This is a genomic window from Pseudoalteromonas sp. P1-7a (assembly GCF_001401855.1).
GTDB lineage: Bacteria > Pseudomonadota > Gammaproteobacteria > Enterobacterales > Alteromonadaceae > Pseudoalteromonas.
Map to the genome: position 1 here is coordinate 1 of NZ_LKDU01000069.1, position 1,941 is coordinate 1,941.

Consider the following 1,941-nt stretch of genomic DNA (forward strand, 5'->3'; position numbering starts at 1 on the left):
CTTTTCAAGTTTTTGCTCAACAGCAACTACATCTTTACCCATCGCAAATTTGGTGCGGTTTGAAGCCCGAAAATATGCGTGTGCACGGCTATTGTCGGCCAGCCGAGAGATAAGGAAAATAGAACGGCCTTCATACGTAGTTAATTAAATTGAGAGTAAAGTAAGTAACTAGCTGTCACGATTAAAGCGCCACCCATCGATAAATTAAACAACTTTAATTTGAATTTACTATTTAATAATTTGGCAGATTTGTCTCCTAGTACAGACCAACAAAAAAGAGATAAGTAACAGACAACAAAATAAATTAATGAAAAGAGTAAGAACTCTTTTGAACTGTTAGGAACCGAAAACAAGGAAGCGCCAGCTAAACAAGCAATCCATGCTTTAGGATTTAGCCATTGTAAAATAAAACCTTGTAGAAATGTTGGTTGGTGCTGTTTTTCAATATCTAGCTCTGGGTCTGACGTTGCAATTAGATATCCCATGTAAATGATAAATGAGGAGCCAACAACGGTTAAATATTTAAGAAAACTAGGGTAGGAGTTTATTACCTGAGAAAAACCGAGTCCTATGAACAAAAGTAGTAATGTGAACCCAATGGTTCCGCCTGAAACGAAAGGTAAAGTTTTTCGAACTCCATAATTCATTCCGGAGGAAATAATAATCATATTTACAGGACCCGGTGAAATCGACATGGTTAATGAAAACGAAAACATTGCTATTAGTAAAGACATAAATTCTCCTTAGTTTATGGAGACTATATATTAATATTATTGGTTCGATTAGCTGTTATAATTGGTTTTCACTGTTCTATATATTTTAATAATTATGATAGATGAATTACGTTCAATGGCTATTTTCGCGGAGACGATAAAACAAGGTTCTTTTCGGGCTGCGGCCAAAAAATTACAGTTATCTCCTTCAGTTGTTAGTTATCAAGTTACTCAACTGGAAAACCATCTTGGTACTGCTCTTATTTACCGTTCAACTAGAAACCTTTCTTTAACTAATGAGGGAAAGGTACTTTTTCAATACGCATTGAGTATGGTTGAGTCGGCGCATCAAGGACTAAACTTGGTGACTTCAAAACAACAAGAGTTAAGGGGAACCTTAACGGTGACGCTACCTTCTGCGTTGATAAAATCAGATATTAGTAGAAATATCGCTAAATTTGCAAAGAGTCATGCTTTGTTAAATCTGAATTTTATTTACACAGATGAAAGACAAAACCTAATTGAACAAGGGATAGATATCGCTTTTCGAGCTGGTGAAATGGAGGACAGTAATCTAATCGCGACACGAGTGGGTGAAATAAAGAGAAAATTAGTCTGCTCTTATGAATTCGCTCAAATGATAGAGGAGCCAATTTCTCCTGTTGATATAGAGCAATACAACTGGATAAAACTTACCATGCTTCCTAATAGAAGAACCTTGATTGATGCTAACGGCGAGAAAGTCGATATTAGCTTTAAGAGCAATGTTAGCGTTAATAGCGTAGAAGCAATGACAGAACTATGTCTGAATGGGTTAGGTATAGCGACTCCACCAGACTATTTAGTTGAAAAAGGGCTAAAAGATAGATCTTTAGTTGAGTTATTAACTAACTGGAAAATTGAGCCTATACCCATATATGCTGTTTGGCCAAGTAACGTATTTCAAAGCAGTAATGCTAAGCGTTTGCTGAGCTTTCTAAATCAAACTACCCAATAGGGCTCAAAATAGAAACAGATATAAAAGACTATTGACCACGCTATTAGTCAGTCTTATCTTTAAACTCACACAAGTCTTCAATAATACAGCTGCCGCATTTAGGCTTACGGGCAACGCAAGTATAGCGCCCGTGTAGTATTAGCCAGTGGTGTACGTCTACTTTAAATTCTTTAGGGACAACCTTTTCAAGTTTTTGCTCAACAGCAACTACATCTTTACCCATCGCAAATT

The 1,941-nt window shown here is 36.5% G+C and carries 2 protein-coding genes and 2 pseudogenes; 1 reads left to right on the top strand and 3 read right to left on the bottom strand.

All coding sequences use genetic code 11. The features are described from left to right. Positions 1-107, bottom strand: a pseudogene (locus AN389_RS20755) (endonuclease III); the annotation flags it as partial. A 33-nt stretch (positions 108-140) separates the two neighbouring features. Then, entirely contained in the window at positions 141-734 is a 594-nt protein-coding gene (locus tag AN389_RS19420) for a LysE family translocator (RefSeq protein ID WP_055016970.1), read from the bottom strand. Between the two features lie 94 nt (positions 735-828). Here AN389_RS19420 and AN389_RS19425 point away from each other — a divergent pair, with 94 nt between their 5' ends. Continuing rightward, positions 829-1,710, top strand: coding sequence for a LysR family transcriptional regulator (locus AN389_RS19425; protein WP_146258098.1), 882 nt, complete (start codon positions 829-831; stop codon positions 1,708-1,710). 43 nt (positions 1,711-1,753) lie between these two features. On the opposite strand, the pseudogene AN389_RS19430 reads toward AN389_RS19425, so the two are convergent. Beyond that, a pseudogene (locus AN389_RS19430) lies at positions 1,754-1,941 on the bottom strand (endonuclease III); the annotation flags it as partial.